The sequence below is a fragment of the Pseudoalteromonas sp. ABV4_021 genome (assembly GCF_056159365.1).
Genome location: NZ_JBSWVB010000001.1, coordinates 305,142 through 321,251, shown reverse-complemented (window position 1 = coordinate 321,251; position 16,110 = coordinate 305,142). Strand labels below are relative to the sequence as shown.

The window sequence follows — 16,110 nt, the reverse complement described above, 5'->3', positions numbered from 1 at the left end:
TCTCTAGGGCACGTTTGGAATATGCACTTCATGGTTAAATACCAAGGATTCAGAGCTATTAAATCCCATCGCCAGCCTTATATTAACAATAGCATTTCGCGTTAAGCTTGCGTCATTAAACTCAAAAACTAAGTGCTCTGAAATGTATTTCGCTAATAACTGACCTTTCACTCCATCAAGCACATGCAAAAGTGAAGGTGTTGGCTGATTCACTTCAAAATCATAACCTTGATAATAATACAAACTATCACCTTCAACACAAAAGCTAATTGGGCTGTTATTCAATACAAACAATCGCTGCGTTGGAGAGGAAACTGCAAAGCCATTATCAAATGACCAACGCTGTGTTTTATTTGTCTCTTCTTCAACCGGGTCTGCCGATAACAAGCGAACGCGATTATTACTCAAATCATAAATATCGGCAGGGCTTTGTGGATACAAGGTGACACGATCATTTTCAAATGCTTTATCTTCATTATTAAACGCCACAACAATCAAATCACCTGCACTTGAGATATCAAGCGGTGGATTGTTAACATAGATACTACTGGCTTTAAACGGGGTGAACTCTAAACACTGAAACGTTTGACCTGAAACATTGCCAGCTTGAACTCGAATCGAATTAGGCGTTGCTTGACGTAACTCTTTACTTAAACGCAGTAAGGCAAAACGCGCTTGTGCTACCACTTCATCACGCTCTGTACCTGTTGCATAAATTTGTGCACCAAACTTTATAAACTGCATCGTGCTAATGCTTACAATACCGATAATAACAATCACAATTATCAGTTCGACCAAGCTAAAACCTGTTCGTTTAGCACGGTTCATTAGTAATTACCTTTGTAGGCAGAGAAACCATATACATCGCCTGTTGGCGCTGTCACAGTTACCGTGATTAGTTTTAAGGTATTAAAATCACCAGATGTATCTGCTACACCATTGGCATCATCATCGTAAACAACACTAACTGACAGGCTAAAGCCAGGATAAAGGTTTGCAACTGGTTGGCCTAAGCTATTTTGTAAATCTGCAGCTTGGTAATTGCCAATAAAGTCATCTACATCATTAAATTCCGCACGCGTTTCACCACTATCACTGCCTAATTCAGCTGGCGATTTACATAAATTGGGAGCTATACCGCATTGAGTATAAGGAGGGCTGCGTCGTGATTGCTCGTCGAATGAACGCCCTAAAATCTCGTTCATCATCGCCTGACCGAGTTCATTGGCTTTAACTTGAATCACGGGATCGGCACTTTGCTTTGCCTGTGGCGCTAACAGGCCTGTTACTATGGTAAGCACAATCGCCATTAACACTATGCCAAAAATCACTTCAACTAAGGTAAAGCCCTTAAGACTATTCACATGCATAAATGCCACCTTGTGCAGAAATGCAAATATCCACCTCACCAAAGTCGATTTTGCAATTTGCGGCGCAATTTAAATTTGGTCTACCATAATCATCAAACTCGACCTCACTAAAACTGGCATTATTTGAATCAAGGGTTTGGATACGTGTTGCTGTGCTAGTAGTTGGAATATTGACAACAAGATAGGCAAAGTCGAGCGCTAAGTTAGCGCAATTATTGGTCATTGCAGGTGCGATTTGAGCGCTACTAAAACACACTTTGTGAGATAAAGTATTATTTGTATTTTGCATTGCGCGCAGTTGCATAGTGCGCAATATAGTAAGGGTTCTGTCGCGGAACTCAAAGCTATCAAAACTTTCGTTTGTAAAAAATTTAGGCACCACAGTTACCGCCAAGGTGCCTAAAATTACCAAGGTTATTATTAGCTCGACAAGACTAAAACCTTGTTGTTTCATTTAATATAGTTAACAGCCTGTTGTATCAACAAATGTTTTAGCTGCAACATATGTTGTACCATCAAGCTCAGCTTCAACATATGTCACCGCACAAAACTCGGTAGCACTACCTGGAGCCGCCGGATTTGGTGTACCATTGGCATAAAAGTATGCTACTGGCGTACCATCGGTAACTCCTGTAATGCCTGATGCCGTACCTGTTGAAAAATTAAAATCAGCATCGCTATTGCCTGCAACGTCAACACTAACATCCATTGCTAAAACAATACCGTTTGCAGATGCTTCTGGATAACCATATTCAGTATTAATCGTCTCACCAGTATCTGCTTGAATATTTTGGGCTGTCAGCTTTTGCTCACCTGCAATCACTGATTTACCGTAAACGATTGAGCTTGCGCTATCTGCTGCACCTGCAACACCTTGAATAGTCGAAGCATTAGCATCACCTTGTAAATCTAAGAATTTAGGTGCTGCTGTTACTGCTAAAATACCTAAAATTACAATAACGATAATTAATTCGACTAATGTAAAACCTGTTTGCTTTTTCATATTTCTTACCTCTTTAAAGCCTAAAATTAGTTACCAAAAACTCGCACTACGCCAGTTGCTGGAGTGTATTCAATACCACGTAAATTTGTGTCTGCAGGGCTGTTTGCCGCTGGAGGAGAATTGATATCAAGCGCGCTTACTAAATAATAGAGACAAACGCCACCATTACCATTGGCTGCACCATCTGCATCGTGTCTTACAAAATAAGTATTTTGTTCAAGCTCCGCGACTGTTGCCACAACAGTGTTAGATGGCGCACTTTGCAACACTGAATTAAAAGCGCCTTGGCATTTTAGTGCTGTTAAGGCTGTTGACTCTGTCGAACCAGCTATTTCATTACCCGCGGCGTCCACACCTGATGTTGGGTAGCCAATATCTGGGTCAATACCAACACGCGTTGTATCATAATCAATAAAGTTGATAGCGGTATTATTGTCAGGGCGACCTAACACTTCCCATTGACCGCGTACTAGGCCAACTGCAGCGGCTAAACCACCTGCAACGCCTTCAACCGTCGAGCGCTCTGCTTCTTCTTGAATATCAATAAAGCGCGGCAATGCGGTCACAGCCAGTAAGCCTAAAATTATCACTACAATAATCATTTCGATTAATGTAAAACCTGTGTTCTTTGCTAGATTTTTCTTCATTTGACGCCTCGACGACTTAATTGTAACCAAAGTTTACATTTATGCTCTAACTATTGCTCACTATGCCATTTAAGAACATGTACTTAAATAGTAAAACTGAATTTTTATAGTATTTACAGCCAATTATTTGACCGTGATCTAATATTTCTACACTGTTAACATCCGATAACGCAATCGACTGTAAGTTTTCGAACAAGCCATCACATTGCGCTTTGGATGAGGTAACTACGTGGGTTACAAATCCATTACGGTTAACACGTGCTTTTAACACCCCTTCGCTACTTAGCGATGACTGTGCGACCAACGACATTTCAACTTCGCTTTGCTTATCTCGCATCCATTGATGCCTAATATGGTTGATGCTAGTTACAAACTCATCTTTTGATTTTTTTGCAACCACTTGTTCTACTTCATCATATAAGCCTAGCATTTTTCCTGCCAACACCCAGTAAAGCAGGCAAAAAATAATCAATATGATTATAAAACGATATAACCCAGTGCTAGATTCTTGCCTATCTGCCACATTTATCGTCCTTTAATTGCCGACATCATATCCCACATTGGCGTAAAGATACCTAAGGCTAAAACAAGCACCATACCTGCCACAATCGAAATTAGAATTGGCTCAATTTTGGCAGTTAAACTCTTTAAATCAAAATCTACTTCACGCTCGTAAAATTCAGCCGCTTCTTGCAATAACTCCTCTACTCGCCCGGTTTCTTCGCCTACGGCGACCATCTGCAATACTAATTGAGTAAACAGTTCGCTGTTTTTCGATGCGCGCAGCAAGCTTTCACCTTTTTCAATACTGCGTCGCATATCGATTACTTTCTCTTCCATAAAGGCGTTATCAATCGCTTCGGCCACCAATGATAGCCCGGTCGTCATGGGTACGCCTGCGCGCAAAATCATAGCGAAAGAACGGCTATAGCGCGCCAGTAATGAGCGTTCGATAATACCGCCCACAATGGGAATTCTAAGCTTTACTCTGTCCCATTTCAGCCTACCTACAGGTGTTTTTAGATAACTTCTAACGCCTATAAAAGCCCCTAAAATACCAAGTAAAAGCAGATGCCAATACGTTACAAAAAAGTTGGATGTGCCAATCAAAATTCGCGTCATTAATGGCAGCTCGGCATTAAACTTTGCAAACATCTCAGCAAAGGTTGGAATAACGAAAATATTTAGAATAAACATTGCAATTGCCAACGCAATAACCACAAACGTTGGATAGCGCATCGCTGCTTTAATACGCTTACGTGTTTCGTGCTCTTGTTCAAAATACGTCGCAAGTTGCAAAAATGCATCTTCTAACTTACCCGTACTTTCACCCACTACCACAATCGATACCATTAAACGGTTAAATATCTTTTTGTGACTGGCAAATGCCGCGGATAAATTGCGACCTTGCTCTAGTTGTTTTGCGACATCGAGCAAAGCATCGCGAAAAACGGGGTGTGTAGTGGTTTCAGCAAGCCCAACAATCGCCCGAATAATCGGAATCCCCGCTTTCATTAGCGAGTACATTTGGCGTGAAAAAACAATCAACTCATCAAGGGTCACTTTTGGCTGAAAAAACGCCATTATCGGCGAGTTCTCACCCTCTTTTTCACCAGTACTAGGTTTAATAGACAGCGGTATTAACCCACGCCTCAATAGTACATCTGCAGCCGCATTATCATCATGCGCCTCAAGCTCACCGTTAACCGGTTTGCCCTGTTTATCTTTTGCTTGATAGGCAAAAAACGGCATCGGCTTAACCTACTAACTCAGGCAAACTTTCAGCCACTCTAAACACCTCTTCAAGTGAGGTAATGCCTTGGCTTGCGTAATCCAGTGCCATCACTGATAAAGGTTCAAACTCTGGGTTTGCGCGCGCCGCTTCTGAGAACGCTTGTGTATCAGCTAAACGTAGTGCATCCATCATAGGCTCGTTCATTTCTAGTAATTCGAACACACCTATCCGGCCACGATAACCGGTCTGATTGCAACTGTTACAACCTTTGCCTAACTTAAACTGCGCGCCGCTAAAGCGAGGATTGATATGATTTACCCAAGCAAGTTCTTGTGCATCAGGCGTATAATCGCTAGCACATTTATCACATACACGACGCACTAGGCGCTGCGCTAAAATCGCACGCAAAGAGCTTGCAACCAAATAGCTTGGCGCTCCCATATCAATTAAACGCATGGCGCTGGTAATCGCATCATTGGTATGCAATGTTGATAAAACTAAGTGACCGGTTAACGCACCGCGCAAACCAATTTCAACCGTTTCTTGATCTCGCATCTCACCTACCATCAAAATATCAGGGTCTTGACGAAGTGTAGTACGTAATACAGATGCAAAACTTAACCCAATTTTGCTATTTACCTGAACTTGGTTAATACGTGGTAAACGATACTCTACGGGATCTTCAACGGTAATGATCTTTTTGCTTGATTGGTTTAACTCACTTAATGCACCGTAAAGTGTCGTGGTTTTACCCGAACCCGTTGGCCCTGTAACCAAAATCATGCCGTGTGGTCGCTTTAGTGCTGTGCGCATTTTATTGAGTACTTTTAGAGGCATACCGGTTTCATCTAACGTTAATAGACCCGCCGACTGATCGAGCAAACGCATTACCACTGACTCACCATGCTGTACCGGCATGGTTGAAACACGCACATCAATATTGTGACCTTTGATGGTGATATTAAAGCGACCATCTTGCGGTAAACGCTTCTCTGAAATATCAAGGCCCGACATTAACTTAAGGCGCAATACCAATGCCGCTGAAATAGCTACTTGATCAAGGGTGTTTTCATGCAAAATGCCATCTATACGCTGACGAATGCGTAAAATTCCTTCATCAGGTTCAATATGAATATCCGACGCACGCATTTGCACTGCATCTTCAAAAATCGATTGCAGTAATTTTACAACCGTGGCATCTGAGGTGTTTTCGTCAAGCGCGTTAAGCTCAAACTCTTCGGTTTCTTGATACTCTTCTTGCAGCTGAGATGCAAAGCTTTCAATGTCTTGCGTGCGGCGATATAAATTATCGAACGCATTAAGAATTTGCTTCTCTTGTGCTACAACGATTTCAATTTGTTTTGGTGCAACAATAGGCGCTAGCTGATCTAAACTCGATAAATCAGCCGGATCACTCATCGCAATTTGAATCGACTCACCAAGGTCTGCTAATGCCAGCGCTCTAAAACGACGAGCGTAAACCTCAGGGATCAGCTTAACCACCTTTGGATCGAGCTTTTCATTGTCTAAGTTTACAAACGCAACATTAAGTTGCTGCGCTAAAAAGCGTAGTAACTGAGTTTCTTCAATCACTTGCTGTTCAATCAATGTAGCACCGAGCTTTCGCCCCGTTATTTTTTGTGCTTGAAGCGCATCGTTGAGTTGTTGTTCCGAGATGATATGTTCATGAACCAACAAATCACCTAATCGCATTTTTAACCTAGGACGCATCGAGTCGACCTCTTATAAACTGTAAACGCTCAACAGCATAACGCTGTGATGCAGGCGACAAATTGCCAATTTGCGTCGCTGTTGTGTAATATTGCATCGCATTTTGCCACTGTTGTAGAAATTCAGCGGAACGCGCCATTGCTAACCACCACTTACCTTGTTCTGGCTGTGATAGTGTTAATTTTTTAAAACTGCGCAAAGCCACTTCGTGTTGCTCTAATTGCTGCGCAGCTAAGCCTTTTAATATCCAAAAATCTTTATCACCTTGGCTTTCATAGCGCTGCGGCAATACACTCAGTACTTCGCTATATTGTTTATTGTCCGCGTAAATGCGCGCCAGCAGAGTTCGCCACTCCATACTGTCGGGTTTTAAACTTAAACCTTGTTCCAGTACATTACTGGCTTTCACGGTGTCTTGGCGGCCGTAAAACGCTGCGGCCAATAGGCTACGACACTCAATATGTTCATTTAGTACTGCAATACACTGCTCTAACGCAGCAATTGCTTCACCTACCAAACCAAACGTGAAGGCTTTTTTTCCGGCTTGAAAATGCTCATTTGCCTGTTGCGTTGCTGTTATCTTAGTAACTTGCTTCATCGTCGCCTGACGTTCAGTTGGTCGCGCTTTTTCGCGCTCTACAAGCTGAACGGGTGATGCTTCTTCTGCAGCTGGCACCACTTTTTGTGGCGCTAAGCGGGTAGCTTGTGTCGCAGTTGTATCATTACCCACCTCGATAGTTTGTATTACTTTCTCTGCTTGCGGTAATGATTGAGACGTTAACGATTTAGATTGGTCAGTTACTTGCTCGTTTCCTTGCTGATTTGCTTGTTCATTTTCCTGTTCAAGCATGCGATTTGTCGTTTCACTTGTTGGCTCATTTACAGCTGGTTTGTCGTTATTAGCAGTAGCCACAGGAACATTTTCAGTAGGATTTGGCGATTTTACAAAAAAATGCTGCACCAAATCTTTTGAATAAACCACATAAGCAACAAGCGATAATGCCACCACAGCTAACACTGGAATCGCTAACTTATGCAATTTTTCACCGATATCTGAGATTGGTGTTACGCGTACTGTTTGTTCTCGCTCTGCGCTCGATGCAGCTTCTGTTTGCCTTTGCTCTAACCCCTTGAGCGTTTTATTCAGTACACTCATAGTTGTTCCTTAACAATTAACCATGTCGCCGTACCGATTACTAGCAACAAAGCTAAGTACATTGGCCAAATACGTGAACGGGATAAACGGCAATCTTCTGTATCTTGCGCGGCGCTATACACATAAGCTACTTTGGCTTTTTGAATACCTTCACCATAGCCTTGAATAAGCACTTTATGACTTAACAAATTAACTAAACGCGGAATACCACGACTCGCTTTTGCAATAAGCAAACACACCTTATTGGAAAAAAGCTCTTTGGGCTGCTCAACTCCAGCAAGTTCTAATCGATGACGAATGTAATAAGCCACTTCAGCATTAGTCATAGGGCGCAAAGTGTATGAAAAACTAATTCGCTGCCTTAACTGACGCACTTTTTGATTCGCTAAGCGGCTATCGAGCTCAGGCTGGCCAAATAACACAACCTGAATTAACTTACGTGTTTCGGTTTCTAAATTAGTAAATAAGCGCACTGCTTCCAACGCATCCCAACTTAAGCACTGTGCTTCATCAATAATTAAAACAACGCGTTTACCTTGATGATTTAATGCTAACAGTTGGTCTTGAATTTTCTGGCTAAGCGATTGCTGATCTAAATCGCTGCTAATATCAATTTGTAATTCGTTAGCAATCGCATAACGCAACTCATCGGGGCTTAAATACGAATTGGCGATATACGCGACTATGGTTGAGTCATCAAAGCTGTTTAGCAGCTTTCGGCATAACAATGTTTTTCCGGTACCTACTTCACCCGTAACTTTTATAAAGCCCTCACCCATATTGAGCGCAGTAATCAGTACATCCATGGCTTCATTATGAGGAGCTAACGCGCAATAAAACTGCGTATTGGGCGTTAACGAAAAGGGTAACTCGGTCAAACCGAAGTGCGATAAATACATTACTTACCGTACCAAGAATTCAACAATTTAAGGCTACGTTGCTGCTGTTGTTGCCAAGTATCTGCCATCACCACGGTTGGGCGAATAAGAATGACAAGCTCTTTTTTATTTTGCACACGACGCACGCTTTTGAATAGATTTCCTAAAATTGGCATATCGCCTAAAACTGGCGTTTTCGATTCTTGATCTGTGGTTAAAGTTTGCATTAAGCCACCAATAATCACAATTTCGCCACTACCTGCGCGGATCACGGTATCGGATTCACGAATATTACTTTGCGCAAGCGGTAAAACATAGTCTTGGTCGTTTAGTGTCACGACTTTGTTTTGCTCTTCGGTTTCGGTCACCGATGGGTGAACATGTAAAATAACCGAGCCAAACTCATCAATTTGCGGAGTTACATCAAGCGCAATACCTGAGAAAAACGGCGTTAGTTCAATTTCTGGTGACGTGGTTGTCGCATTGCCCGTTACCGTAGTGCTCGATACTTCCGTAACAAAATACTCGTCTTCACCCACTTTAATCACTGCTTTTTGATTATTCGTTGCAGTTACACGTGGGTTAGATAGCATTTGCACATCACCCTGTGTCTCAAGCAAGTTAATCACACCGCTAAAATCAGCATTTTTAAAGACTAAGTTAGTCACACCACCTAATTGAGATGAGATAGTATTGCCAACTTGCGCTGCAGCAGTGGTTGAGAAAGTTAGATCAGTCGCGCCAATATGGCCTAACACTTCGGACCAATTAACCCCTTGCTGATATTCATCGTTTAAGGTTACTTCAATTATTTTAGCTTCAAGCACAACTTGGCGCTGCAAGCTGTCTTCACTGGCTTTTAAAAACTCTTTTAGCGCGGCAATTTCACTTGGTAACGCATTAACAGTTACTAAGCTTGCTTGCGGACTAACAATAACAAAACGGCCACTGCCCTTACCAATTAAGGATTCCATCGCCAGCTTCAGATCTTTCCAAAAGTCAGTTTCACTGCTGGTTTGAATGCTTGCACCATTAATTTGCATATTAGAGCCACCACCAAAGGTGTTATTACCACCCATATTTTGGTTATTGCTCGAATTATTGTTACCTGAATTACCATTACCGCCCGAGCCACCTTGATCAAACTGGCTCACGCCACCAGCAACAACGCTTACCGTAGATAATCCGCTACGCTTCATCATTAAATAGTTTACCGGGATCGACTCAGTACGCATTTTCGCCGGTAATACTTGCACCACTTTGCCTTCGCGAAATACATCAATACCGTATAAACGCGATACAATTTTTGTCACTTCATCCATAGTGACATCTTTTAACGTAAGTGAAATTTCACCTTCCACCTCTGGGTGTAAAGCAACACTATACGGCGTATCGGCAACCAATCCCGCGAAGAATTCATTAATAGACACTTTATTGGCATTTACATCAAAACGTGTCATTTCAAACTCTTTCGGTAATGAAACGCTGGTTCCTACGGAGGCCAGTAATTCATCTTCAAAACCTTCAGGTGCTTGTTCGGTAGGTAACTGCTCGTTTGCAGTACTTTGCGGTTTCGCATTGAGTTCTTGTTGAATATGCGGCTTTAATGTTGGCTCTGACGTAAGCTCACAACCAGACACCAATAACGCTGAAACTGCCAGCCAACTTTTTAGAATGTTATTTTTTAATTTCATGCTGATAAAGTCTCAATACCTTGTTAGTTTGACCTTGCTCTAGTGTCACCGAGTCCGGTGTTATTTTTATCACTTTATAGCCTTGAACTTGGTCACCAATTCTTACCATTTTCCCAGCAACAACCGCAAGGTTGCCTGAATCTTTTACAAACACCGATTGCAGCACCAGTGCGTTATCTGCTTGCGTACTGTTAGCAACCACACTACTCTCTTCAAGTGTTTTTGGTCGTGTTGGATCTTGCAGGCTTTTTGCCGACAGCGAAAAGCCACAACACGTGCAGATTAAAATAAGGTTATAACGCAATAAATTTATCATTCGCACTTACAGTAGCAATGGTTAATGTCAATTTACCTGTCGGATACTCGTCCACTTGGTAATCAAATTCTTGAATAAATAACTTTTCTTCAATCTTCTTAATTTGTTTTAAATAACTTAATAGCGCGAAATATTCACCCTCTAGCTCTATCAACATAGTGTGTTGATAAAACGCGACTTCTCGCGGCGCTAGAGGCTCTTCCCCCTGAGGGTCTTGTGCCGTAGCAGGAGTGCTTGAAGTGACATAAATCGCTTCTACTGGGTTTATTTTAAAACGCGAAAGTTGAATATTTTTATGCTTACGCAGAATTTTTTGCAATACCAATGCCATATCTTCAGGCGAGATGTAGGTAAGGCTAAAATCAGCCAGTTGCTGATTAATTTGCCGCAATTCACTTTCAAGAGATTGCTCTTGTTGCAACAACTCTTGCACATAACTTTTGCTAAGCGCATCTTTCAGCACCACTAATTGTCGCTCGCTGTTTTGCTGTTGATTAGTTAAATTAGTAATTCGCTGCTGATTGTTTGAATATGCAGTTTGCAGCGGCGAAATTACAAACCAAATGGTTAAGTAACCAATCAAAAACAAGCCAACTGAAAATACCAGCACCTTTTCACGTTGCTCTAGCGTGCTGAGTTTTTCTGACCACTGCTGCCAAGTATCCTTCATTATTGCACTCCTTGGCCGCTATATTGGGTGGCAATTTGAAACTCAACACCGGTTTCTTGCTTATCAAATTCAAGTAACGAAAAGGTTTTTGCCTCAAAATATTCTGAGCGCTTCAGGCCATTCAACCATTCAGGAATAGCCGAGCCATGTGTCGCCTCGCCAATTAATTGAATATCGTTACCAACAAAATGGAACGATTTAAGCCATATTTCGTTGTGCGTATTACTGGCTAAATCGACCATCACTTGTGCGTAGTCAAATTCAGCTTGCTTTGATTTCGCTTGCATAAAATGCAGCAACTTTTGCATTTCAAGTTTGTCGTGTTTTTTCTTATCAATACGGCGTAATACTGGCGATTTATCTTGTTTTCGTTCTAGCTCTCGCTGCACTTGAGTAAGCTCAGCTTTAGTGCGGTCTAATTCGCTTTGAAGCGATAATAGCTGTTGTTTAGATGTATGTTCAAAACGCGCGAATAATATACTAACAAGCACCAACACAATAATTAGAGCCCCCCAGCACATCACAATATTATTAAGCGTAAAAAACTCACGCTTCGGTTTTAGCTCATCTAAGTATAAGTTAATGCGAGTCTTCATTGTCACCTCGCAAGTCCTGAGATAATGCCGCCGCAATCGCTAGCTGCACTTCAGTATTTTGCTGTAAACAGAGCGCTAAGCGTGGTTCAAACGCGAGTACTTTTGCTGGAAAAAACTGACTCAACTCTTGCGCTATGCCGTTAATTTCAAAATTTGGAATTGCCAACTGCAAACTTTTGATTGGAGGTTGCTTTAGCTGGCTTTCAAAATAATCGAGTGAGCGCTGTAATTCCAACCCTAGTGCATCAAGTAGCCCGAGTTTCAATTGATTTAATGGTTGCTCAGCCAGTGGAATTAAGCCTCGCAGCTTACGCGATAACAATAGCTCGCCATCACGAATAATATGAATGCTTGGCTCGTTGCCCAATTGCTGCGAAACCAACATATGCGCTGCGTTGTCTTGCGTTACTAAGTCGCAAAACATCATTTCTGGAGTGGTAATAGTGTGCAGGTCAATATCGTTGTCGTTAATTAATTTAAGCATTGGCATTAACAAGGTGCGGCTTGTTACCACCACATTAATTTTATTTTGCCCACCTTGTTTTAACGATGCATCATAATAATCGGCGATAATATCGGAAGGCTCTAAACTAACTAGCTCTTTAATCGTCCAAGGTAACGATGTCACGATATCTTGTTCTGGTAAGTTGGGCTTTTCAATCTGCACCCACTGGTATGCGCTTTCGGGCATAGCTAAACACACTTGCGCACCCGTGGGGAGTTTTTCCAATACTCGGTTAAATGCCGGAAGTTTTTCCGTTTCACTTTGAAACGCCTCAACCACTGTATGCTTGATTTCGAAACTATCTGAAACGCGATGCAGAATAACAGATACAACTTTATCGCTCGCAATATAGATGCCAGCTAACAGTGAGCCATCATTATTCTTATTAAACCACGGAATTCGAGCCAATAAATTCTTCATATTTGTTATTATTTAATATGTTATCTATCAAACGCGCTATTGCTCTTAGTGTAGCAAGCAAACCAACCTAAGCAAGGAGTTTCGTGCTTTGAGCATTGATTTCCAACTAAATATTGATCAAACACCGGTGCAAAAAATTGCGCATCCCATATTAGCTGAAAATAACATCACTCTATTTGTGAAGCGCGATGATCTTACACACCCACTGATCAGCGGCAATAAATGGCGCAAACTTAAATACAATCTTCACTATGCCCACCAAAACAAAGTTAAAAATTTACTGAGTTTTTCAGGGGCTTTTTCAAACCATTTATATGCGTTAGCGGGCGCGTCGCGCTTATTTGGGTTTAACACAGAAGTAATTGTACGCGGGCCAGAACTTGATGCTAGCAACCCCTGTTTAAAATTTGCCAGCGCTTGTGGCGTAACACTAACACCTGTTAATCGTATAACTTACCGAAAACGCTATGAGCAAGACTATTTATCTGAATTACAAACACAACGTCCACACAGCCTAATAATCCCAGAAGGTGGCAGCAACCAACTCGCAATGAAAGGCGTTATAGAACTCGCACAAAGCTTGCCACCCACAGATCAAGTTTGGTGTGCTGTTGGTAGTGGCGGAACCTTAGCAGGATTGATTGAAGGCCTGCCTAATAGCACTCAAATTTATGGTGTTGCGGTATTAAAACAAGCAAATTATTTAACCGATGAAATCCAAAAGCTTAGTCTTAAAGCTAACCAACAAGATAATTGGCATTTATTCACCGAATATCACTATGGAGGCTACGGTAAATTTACAGATGAATTGTGGCAGTGTTGCCAAAGCATGCGCGCGCAGTTGCCACTTGAGCCCATTTATACTGGAAAATTACTATTCACAATTTTCAGCCGAATAAAGCAAGGTAGTATTAAACCAAACACCCGTATCATGGCGATTCACACCGGTGGCTTACAAGGATTAACAGGACTAAAATACCGAAAGCTAATTTAACAACCTCAATTAGGGGATTTAGTTTAATCCCAGCGCAATATTGCTTTCGCCTTGCTGAAAGTAACGCCCACTAGCACCGGAAAAATGATGTTCTGCAAGTAAGTTAAGTTGGTATTTATTTGCTACGCCATTTGCGTATAACTGCAACTGGTATTGATTGGCAAAATGGGCAACGGCGGTCAGTAAGCTCTCTTGTTGTTCATGCAGCAGCTGAAAGCAATCGCTATCTAAACTTATTCCTGTTAAATAGTTAACGCCTTTTTGCACCGCTAATAATGCGCCATGACAATGCTCCAGCAAAATAGCAATATTATGCTTTTTAACAAATTTAAATTGTGCTGAGATTTTCTCAAATTCGTTAACAAATACGCTTTCAGGTAATGAAAAACGGATCACTTGGGTAAACCCCGCTTGCTCAACAAGTTCCACTAGCTCATTTACTGCTGTATAACTTTGCCAGGTAGAGAGATCTAAACACAAAGAGACAGGTTCGCTCCCTGGGTCTTGTGCAAGTGTTTTAATTAGCTGCTGCATTAAATGCAAATCGAGCGCAATTAACTTATCTGGCTCAATACAGCCTAATAGACACTGTTTTGCATCACACAATCCGATTTTTTGATGGCGAATGGTGATACCAACTTGATGAAATAACAAAGCTTCACCATGCACGCTAAACACCGGCTCAAAAACCAATAAAAACTGCTTATTTAACAAGTCACTCAGCATATCTGGCAGCGAATATTGCAACAGCGCAAGATTAGTTTGATTGAGCTTTAAGGTGTGGCAAAGGTCGTGCTGTTTTGTTTTCGCGATAGCTAATGCAAGCTCTGCTAGTTGATATACATTCAGCTGCTGACACGGCTCGCGATACAAACAAGCGCCAAATGCAATGTCGGTATGCTGCGCCATAACCTCACTAAAAAGTGTATTAAATCGCCTTTCATCGCACACATTTGGGCATTTAATAGTAATACTGATACGTTCGCCTTTAAGTTGCTTGCAAGATACAAAGTCACTAGCAAATGCTTTTTTTAAGCGAACAACTAGCCCCTGCAAATTATCAATAGGCGCACCACTTACCAACACAAATACATCAAACGCATTGCTGTTTAATGCATAAACAGGTGCAGCTTGACGTTTAAATGAAATATGCGGGGGCAGTTTTAATAGTGCGCCGGATGACGCGCGATGGATAAATAACAGAAGTAATATGGCGGCAATTGCACCGCACACAATAACAGCGGTAAGACTTTCTAACAACCAATAAGCAACAAAACACGCCCAAAGCGCACAAACAACGTAGAGTATATTAAGAATACGACTAAAGTTGTTCCACATTGCACATCCGCCACACCTACTCACTATACATAAGTGTTAACGAGGTTAGCGAGATGCGCAAGTGAGCAGTGGCGGTTACTTCAGCCGTTCACTGAGTATTTTATTAAGCTCAACAATTTGCGCTTTTAACTCAAGCACTTCACCTTTGGTCGCAGGCTCATCTAATTCATCAGTATTTTCTTTAACAAAGTTATCGTGCTCTTGCGTCATCACTTCAAGCACCACACCCACCATCATATTTAAGAAAATAAACGCAGTTAAAAAGATAAACGACAAATAGTAAATCCAACTAAGTGGGTGCACCGCCATGGTTTCATACATTACATCTGTCCAATCTTCAAAGGTTGCTACACGGAACAGCGTCAACATTGAAATTGATACATCGCGCCAAAGCGTTGGGTTAATTTCGCTAAACATCATGCTGCCAACCGCGGCATAAATGTAGAAAATCACAAACATGAGTAGTGCGATGTAGCCCATGCGCGGAATCGCTTTAATCAGCGCATTCACCAGCATACGTAGTTCAGGCACCATAGAAACCAAACGCAGCACACGGAAAATACGCAGTAAACGCGCAATAAACACCGTTGAACCCGCAACCGGTAATAAGCTACCAATCACAATTATGGTGTCGAAAATATTCCAACCCTTAGAGAAAAACGCTTTAGGCCCTTTCGAAGCAATAAAACGAATTGCAATTTCTACCGCAAAAAATACTGTAATGCCTTTATCCAACAGCAGTAAGAGATTTTCCATCCACACAGGCAAGGCGTAAGTATGCGCACCAACACTCAGTGCTGATATCACAATGACAAAAATAACAAAGGCTTGAAACGCTTTACTGTCGTCGATTCGTTGAAATTGGCTTTGCAAGGCCGTGAACATACTGAATTACTCTTACTGGTTAGCAAAATAAAAAACGCATTATAACCATCCATTAAGCGAAGATCTAACGGATAAATTAGCGCACTGTAACAACATGTTATGCGTTGAAAGCAGCTGTTATAAATTATGCTTAATGCAACTTATTGCCCTTTATGAGTTTAATTAAAAAGTG

General features: G+C 41.6%; 18 protein-coding genes. 1 reads left to right on the top strand and 17 read right to left on the bottom strand.

All coding sequences use genetic code 11. From position 1 onward, the window contains the following. Window positions 1–3: 3 nt before the first annotated feature. From ACXAFE_RS01540 to ACXAFE_RS01470, 15 genes are all read right to left on the bottom strand, one after another. A complete protein-coding gene (locus ACXAFE_RS01540) occupies window positions 4–828 on the bottom strand; it encodes a prepilin-type N-terminal cleavage/methylation domain-containing protein (protein ID WP_475147592.1) in 825 nt (274 codons plus the stop codon). Further along, complete coding sequence (locus ACXAFE_RS01535; protein ID WP_475147585.1) at window positions 828–1,370, bottom strand: type IV pilus modification PilV family protein; 543 nt, start codon at window positions 1,368–1,370, stop codon at window positions 828–830. The genes ACXAFE_RS01540 and ACXAFE_RS01535 overlap by 1 nt, the downstream gene beginning before the upstream one ends. Next, entirely contained in the window at window positions 1,357–1,824 is a 468-nt protein-coding gene (locus ACXAFE_RS01530; RefSeq protein WP_475147580.1) for a type II secretion system protein, read from the bottom strand. Before ACXAFE_RS01530 ends, ACXAFE_RS01535 begins: the two co-directional genes overlap by 14 nt. A 9-nt stretch (window positions 1,825–1,833) precedes the next feature. After that, on the bottom strand, window positions 1,834–2,373 hold the full coding sequence (locus ACXAFE_RS01525) for a prepilin-type N-terminal cleavage/methylation domain-containing protein (protein ID WP_475147575.1): 540 nt from the start codon (window positions 2,371–2,373) through the stop codon (window positions 1,834–1,836). 26 nt (window positions 2,374–2,399) lie between these two features. Beyond that, complete coding sequence (locus ACXAFE_RS01520) at window positions 2,400–3,020, bottom strand: type II secretion system protein (protein ID WP_475147570.1); 621 nt, start codon at window positions 3,018–3,020, stop codon at window positions 2,400–2,402. Between the two features lie 46 nt (window positions 3,021–3,066). Then, the gene (locus ACXAFE_RS01515) at window positions 3,067–3,450 is read right to left on the bottom strand and encodes a hypothetical protein (RefSeq protein ID WP_054978946.1); all 384 of its coding nucleotides are present in this window, start codon (window positions 3,448–3,450) and stop codon (window positions 3,067–3,069) included. 95 nt (window positions 3,451–3,545) lie between these two features. Next, window positions 3,546–4,772 (bottom strand): type II secretion system F family protein, encoded by a 1,227-nt coding sequence (locus ACXAFE_RS01510; protein WP_475147567.1) that lies wholly within the window; start codon window positions 4,770–4,772, stop codon window positions 3,546–3,548. Between the two features lie 4 nt (window positions 4,773–4,776). Further along, on the bottom strand, window positions 4,777–6,486 hold the full coding sequence (locus ACXAFE_RS01505; RefSeq protein WP_100912513.1) for a GspE/PulE family protein: 1,710 nt from the start codon (window positions 6,484–6,486) through the stop codon (window positions 4,777–4,779). Then, entirely contained in the window at window positions 6,476–7,642 is a 1,167-nt protein-coding gene (locus ACXAFE_RS01500; RefSeq protein ID WP_475147558.1) for a tetratricopeptide repeat protein, read from the bottom strand. Before ACXAFE_RS01500 ends, ACXAFE_RS01505 begins: the two co-directional genes overlap by 11 nt. Continuing rightward, on the bottom strand, window positions 7,639–8,541 hold the full coding sequence (locus ACXAFE_RS01495; RefSeq protein WP_475147556.1) for an ExeA family protein: 903 nt from the start codon (window positions 8,539–8,541) through the stop codon (window positions 7,639–7,641). The genes ACXAFE_RS01500 and ACXAFE_RS01495 overlap by 4 nt, the downstream gene beginning before the upstream one ends. Continuing rightward, entirely contained in the window at window positions 8,541–10,214 is a 1,674-nt protein-coding gene (gene mshL, locus ACXAFE_RS01490) for a pilus (MSHA type) biogenesis protein MshL (RefSeq protein WP_475147553.1), read from the bottom strand. The genes ACXAFE_RS01495 and mshL overlap by 1 nt, the downstream gene beginning before the upstream one ends. Next, a complete protein-coding gene (locus ACXAFE_RS01485; protein ID WP_475147550.1) occupies window positions 10,198–10,530 on the bottom strand; it encodes a hypothetical protein in 333 nt (110 codons plus the stop codon). The genes mshL and ACXAFE_RS01485 overlap by 17 nt, the downstream gene beginning before the upstream one ends. After that, window positions 10,508–11,200, bottom strand: a complete 693-nt coding sequence (locus ACXAFE_RS01480) for a hypothetical protein (protein WP_475147547.1) — start codon at window positions 11,198–11,200, stop codon at window positions 10,508–10,510. The genes ACXAFE_RS01485 and ACXAFE_RS01480 overlap by 23 nt, the downstream gene beginning before the upstream one ends. Further along, window positions 11,200–11,796: a PilN domain-containing protein gene (locus ACXAFE_RS01475; RefSeq protein ID WP_475147543.1), complete on the bottom strand. Its 597-nt coding sequence runs from the start codon at window positions 11,794–11,796 to the stop codon at window positions 11,200–11,202. Before ACXAFE_RS01475 ends, ACXAFE_RS01480 begins: the two co-directional genes overlap by 1 nt. Next, entirely contained in the window at window positions 11,780–12,721 is a 942-nt protein-coding gene (locus ACXAFE_RS01470; RefSeq protein WP_475147541.1) for a hypothetical protein, read from the bottom strand. Before ACXAFE_RS01470 ends, ACXAFE_RS01475 begins: the two co-directional genes overlap by 17 nt. Before the next feature lie 88 nt (window positions 12,722–12,809). On the opposite strand from ACXAFE_RS01470, the gene ACXAFE_RS01465 reads away from it, so the two are divergent. Next, complete coding sequence (locus ACXAFE_RS01465) at window positions 12,810–13,715, top strand: 1-aminocyclopropane-1-carboxylate deaminase/D-cysteine desulfhydrase (RefSeq protein WP_475147536.1); 906 nt, start codon at window positions 12,810–12,812, stop codon at window positions 13,713–13,715. 18 nt (window positions 13,716–13,733) lie between these two features. Here the strand turns inward: ACXAFE_RS01465 and ACXAFE_RS01460 are convergent, their stop codons facing one another. Together ACXAFE_RS01460 and ACXAFE_RS01455 are read right to left on the bottom strand one after the other, a co-directional pair. Continuing rightward, entirely contained in the window at window positions 13,734–15,053 is a 1,320-nt protein-coding gene (locus tag ACXAFE_RS01460; protein WP_475147532.1) for an EAL domain-containing protein, read from the bottom strand. Between the two features lie 75 nt (window positions 15,054–15,128). After that, a complete protein-coding gene (locus tag ACXAFE_RS01455; RefSeq protein WP_475147528.1) occupies window positions 15,129–15,938 on the bottom strand; it encodes an ion transporter in 810 nt (269 codons plus the stop codon). Window positions 15,939–16,110: the final 172 nt, after the last annotated feature.

Bases quoted from the DNA above. Each gene is read 5' to 3' on its own strand.
- ACXAFE_RS01520 (WP_475147570.1), bottom strand. From the start codon at position 3,020: ATGAAGAAAAATCTAGCAAAGAACACAGGTTTTACATTAATCGAAATG.
- ACXAFE_RS01480 (WP_475147547.1), bottom strand. From the start codon at position 11,200: ATGAAGGATACTTGGCAGCAGTGGTCAGAAAAACTCAGCACGCTAGAG.
- ACXAFE_RS01530 (WP_475147580.1), bottom strand. From the start codon at position 1,824: ATGAAACAACAAGGTTTTAGTCTTGTCGAGCTAATAATAACCTTGGTA.
- ACXAFE_RS01485 (WP_475147550.1), bottom strand. From the start codon at position 10,530: ATGATAAATTTATTGCGTTATAACCTTATTTTAATCTGCACGTGTTGT.
- ACXAFE_RS01540 (WP_475147592.1), bottom strand. From the start codon at position 828: ATGAACCGTGCTAAACGAACAGGTTTTAGCTTGGTCGAACTGATAATT.
- ACXAFE_RS01475 (WP_475147543.1), bottom strand. From the start codon at position 11,796: ATGAAGACTCGCATTAACTTATACTTAGATGAGCTAAAACCGAAGCGT.
- ACXAFE_RS01515 (WP_054978946.1), bottom strand. From the start codon at position 3,450: ATGCTAGGCTTATATGATGAAGTAGAACAAGTGGTTGCAAAAAAATCA.
- ACXAFE_RS01455 (WP_475147528.1), bottom strand. From the start codon at position 15,938: ATGTTCACGGCCTTGCAAAGCCAATTTCAACGAATCGACGACAGTAAA.
- ACXAFE_RS01495 (WP_475147556.1), bottom strand. From the start codon at position 8,541: ATGTATTTATCGCACTTCGGTTTGACCGAGTTACCCTTTTCGTTAACG.
- ACXAFE_RS01460 (WP_475147532.1), bottom strand. From the start codon at position 15,053: ATGTGGAACAACTTTAGTCGTATTCTTAATATACTCTACGTTGTTTGT.
- ACXAFE_RS01500 (WP_475147558.1), bottom strand. From the start codon at position 7,642: ATGAGTGTACTGAATAAAACGCTCAAGGGGTTAGAGCAAAGGCAAACA.
- ACXAFE_RS01510 (WP_475147567.1), bottom strand. From the start codon at position 4,772: ATGCCGTTTTTTGCCTATCAAGCAAAAGATAAACAGGGCAAACCGGTT.
- mshL (WP_475147553.1), bottom strand. From the start codon at position 10,214: ATGAAATTAAAAAATAACATTCTAAAAAGTTGGCTGGCAGTTTCAGCG.
- ACXAFE_RS01535 (WP_475147585.1), bottom strand. From the start codon at position 1,370: ATGCATGTGAATAGTCTTAAGGGCTTTACCTTAGTTGAAGTGATTTTT.
- ACXAFE_RS01470 (WP_475147541.1), bottom strand. From the start codon at position 12,721: ATGAAGAATTTATTGGCTCGAATTCCGTGGTTTAATAAGAATAATGAT.
- ACXAFE_RS01505 (WP_100912513.1), bottom strand. From the start codon at position 6,486: ATGCGTCCTAGGTTAAAAATGCGATTAGGTGATTTGTTGGTTCATGAA.
- ACXAFE_RS01525 (WP_475147575.1), bottom strand. From the start codon at position 2,373: ATGAAAAAGCAAACAGGTTTTACATTAGTCGAATTAATTATCGTTATT.